Origin of the sequence: Streptomyces sp. NRRL B-24572 (genome assembly GCF_002156145.1) — a bacterium.
Classification (GTDB): Bacteria; Actinomycetota; Actinomycetes; order Streptomycetales; family Streptomycetaceae; genus Streptomyces; species Streptomyces vietnamensis.
Genome location: NZ_MWIG01000959.1, coordinates 1 through 3,022 on the forward strand (window position 1 = coordinate 1; position 3,022 = coordinate 3,022).

At 74.3% G+C, this 3,022-nt stretch carries 4 protein-coding genes; 3 read left to right on the forward strand and 1 reads right to left on the reverse strand.

Annotation, left to right across the window (positions count from 1 at the left end; genetic code table 11):
• Positions 1-164 (reverse strand): SAM-dependent methyltransferase (locus tag CCN56_RS46045; protein WP_373412958.1); only part of this gene is annotated, 164 nt, incomplete at its 3' end.
• A 42-nt stretch (positions 165-206) separates the two neighbouring features.
• On the opposite strand from CCN56_RS46045, the gene CCN56_RS38805 reads away from it, so the two are divergent.
• The 3 genes from CCN56_RS38805 to CCN56_RS38815 all read left to right on the forward strand — a co-directional run.
• A complete protein-coding gene (locus tag CCN56_RS38805) occupies positions 207-641 on the forward strand; it encodes an SAM-dependent methyltransferase (RefSeq protein ID WP_373412959.1) in 435 nt (144 codons plus the stop codon).
• The gene (locus tag CCN56_RS38810; protein ID WP_086832325.1) at positions 638-1,561 is read left to right on the forward strand and encodes an NAD kinase; all 924 of its coding nucleotides are present in this window, start codon (positions 638-640) and stop codon (positions 1,559-1,561) included. Before CCN56_RS38805 ends, CCN56_RS38810 begins: the two co-directional genes overlap by 4 nt.
• Before the next feature lie 81 nt (positions 1,562-1,642).
• A partial coding sequence (locus CCN56_RS38815) for an AAA family ATPase (RefSeq protein ID WP_086832326.1) occupies positions 1,643-3,022 on the forward strand: 1,380 nt, incomplete at its 3' end.

Genomic DNA, 3,022 nt, shown 5'->3' on the forward strand with positions numbered 1-3,022 from the left:
TCGGCGGAGCGTACGACTCCGCCGGTGCCGAGCCGTTCCTTGCCCACCTCGAACTGCGGCTTGACCATCAGGACGAGGGCGGCTCCGGGCGCCGTGCAGGCCGCGAGGGCGGGCAGGACGAGTCCGAGCGGGATGAAGGACAGGTCACCGACGACGAGGTCCACGTCGTCGCCGTCGACGTCGGCTACGGACAGCTCGCCTGGTCGCTGCAGAGCGACGAGCGCGTCACCGTGAAGGACCGCACGAACGTACGCGAGTTGACGCTCGACGCCATCGACGGCGTCCCCGTCGACCTCGTCGTCGGTGACCTGTCCTTCATCCCGCTCGGACTCGTCCTGCCCGCCCTCGCGGCCTGCACGGCGCCCGGAGCCGACCTCGTCCTGATGGTCAAGCCGCAGTTCGAGGTGGGCAAGGAACGGCTCGGCACCGGCGGAGTCGTACGCTCCGCCGAACTCCGCGCGGACGCCGTGAAGAACGTGGCCCGGCAGGCCGGAGAGCTCGGCCTCGGCGTCCTCGGCGTCACCGCCAGCCCGCTGCCCGGCCCCTCGGGCAACGTCGAGTACTTTCTGTGGCTGCGGGCAGGCGCGCCCGCGCTGGATCCGGCGGACGTCGACCGCGCCGTGGCGGAGGGACCTCGTTGAACTCAACTGCAGCAGCATCATCGGGAACAACACGCACCGTCTTCCTGCTCGCGCACACCGGCCGTCCGGCCGCCGTGCGCAGCGCCGAACTGGTCGTCCTGGGGCTGCTGCGGAGCGGCATCGGCGTCCGCGTCCTGGAGGCCGAAGCCGCGGACCTGCCGCTGCCGCCGTCCGTCGAGAAGGTGCCGGAGGCCTGCTCCGACGCGCTCGACGGCTGTGAACTCCTCGTCGTCCTCGGCGGCGACGGCACCCTGCTGCGCGGCGCCGAGTTCTCCCGCGCCTCCGGCGTGCCCATGCTCGGCGTCAACCTGGGGCGCGTCGGCTTCCTCGCGGAGGCCGAGCGCGACGACCTCGACAAGGTCGTCGACCGGGTCGTCACCAAGGCGTACGAGGTCGAGGAGCGGATGACCCTCGACGTCACCGTGTACGAGAACGGCGACGTCCTGCACCGCGACTGGGCGCTCAACGAGGCCGCCGTGCAGAAGGTCTCCCCGGAACGGATGCTGGAGGTCGTCCTCGCGATCGACGGGCGCCCGGTGACCGGCTTCGGCTGCGACGGGGTGATCTGCGCGACCCCCACCGGGTCCACCGCGTACGCCTTCTCGGCGGGCGGGCCCGTCGTCTGGCCCGAGGTCGAGGCGCTCCTCATGGTCCCGATCGGGGCCCACGCCCTCTTCGCCAAGCCCCTCGTCACCACCCCCCAGTCGGTGCTCGCCGTCGAGGTCGAGCCGCACACCCCGCACGGGGTGCTGTGGTGCGACGGGCGGCGGACCGTGGAACTCCCGGCGGGCGCGCGCGTCGAGGTCCGGCGCGGTGCCGTGCCCGTGCGGCTCGCCCGGCTGCACCACGCCTCCTTCACCGACCGGCTCGTCGCCAAGTTCGCCCTGCCTGTGTCGGGGTGGCGGGGCGCACCGCGCTGATCCCCGGCCCGCTCCGTAACGAGTGGTGCTCCCGGGGGTTACGCACGGGGGCGATGTCGCATCCGACCCGGGAAACCTCGTATGGTCTGGGGCGTGCTGGAGGAGATGCGGATACGGTCGCTCGGGGTCATCGACGACGCGGTGGTCGAGCTGTCGCCCGGCTTCACCGCGGTGACCGGTGAGACCGGTGCGGGCAAGACGATGGTCGTGACCAGCCTGGGGCTGCTGCTCGGCGGACGTGCCGACCCGGCCCTGGTGCGGATCGGCGCGGCGTCGGCCGTCGTCGAGGGGCGGATCAGCGTGCCCCCGGGCTCGTCCGTCGCCGTGCGCGCCGAGGAGGCCGGTGCCGAGCTCGACGAGGGCGTGCTCCTCGTCAGCCGTACGGTCTCCGCCGAGGGACGCTCGCGCGCCCACCTCGGCGGGCGCTCCGTGCCCGTCGGGCTGCTCGCCGAACTCGCCGACGACCTCGTCGCCGTCCACGGCCAGACCGACCAGCAGGGCCTGCTCAAGCCCGCCCGGCAGCGCGGCGCGCTCGACCGGTACGCGGGCGAGGCCGTCTCCGTGCCGCTCGCCGCCTACGGCGAGGCGTACCGGCGGCTGCGGGCCGTCACCGCCGAGCTGGACGAGATCACCACGCGGGCGCGTGAGCGGGCCCAGGAGGCCGATCTGCTGCGCTTCGGGCTCGGCGAGATCGAGGCCGTCGAGCCGCGCGTGGGCGAGGACGTCGAACTCGCCGCCGAGGCCGAGCGGCTCGGCCACGCCGAGGCCCTCGCCTCCGCCGCCGCGCTCGCGCACGGCGCGCTCGCGGGCAACCCCGAGGACCCCGAGGCCGTCGACGCGACCACCCTGGTCGCGGGCGCGGGCCGGGCCCTGGAGGCCGTACGGTCGCACGATCCGGCGCTCGCCGGGCTCGCCGACCGGATGGGCGAGATCTCCATCCTCCTTTCGGACGTGGCGCAGGAACTGGCCGGATACGCCGACGACCTCGACGCCGACCCGCTGCGGCTCGCCGCCGTCGAGGAGCGGCGTGCCCTGCTCACCCAGCTCACCCGGAAGTACGGCGAGGACATCGCCGCCGTCCTCGCCTGGGCCGAGGAGAGCGCCGGGCGGCTCGGCGAGCTCGAAGGCGACGACGACCGCATCGAGGAGCTCACCGCCGAACGGGACCGGCTGCGCGACGAGCTGTCGGTGCTCGCGCAGGCGCTCACCGACGCGCGCACGGAGACCGCCGCCCGGTTCGCCGAGGCGGTCACCGCCGAACTCGCCTCGCTCGCCATGCCGCACGCGCGCGTGTCCTTCGCCATCGCCCAGACCGAGGACGAGGAGGGCGTCGAGGTCGGCGGCCGCCGGGTCGCCTACGGCCCGTCCGGCGCCGACGAGGTCGAGCTGCTGCTCGCCCCGCACCCCGGCGAAGACGACCTCCACGGCGAGCATCACGCGGGACAGCTCGCCGCCGGACGC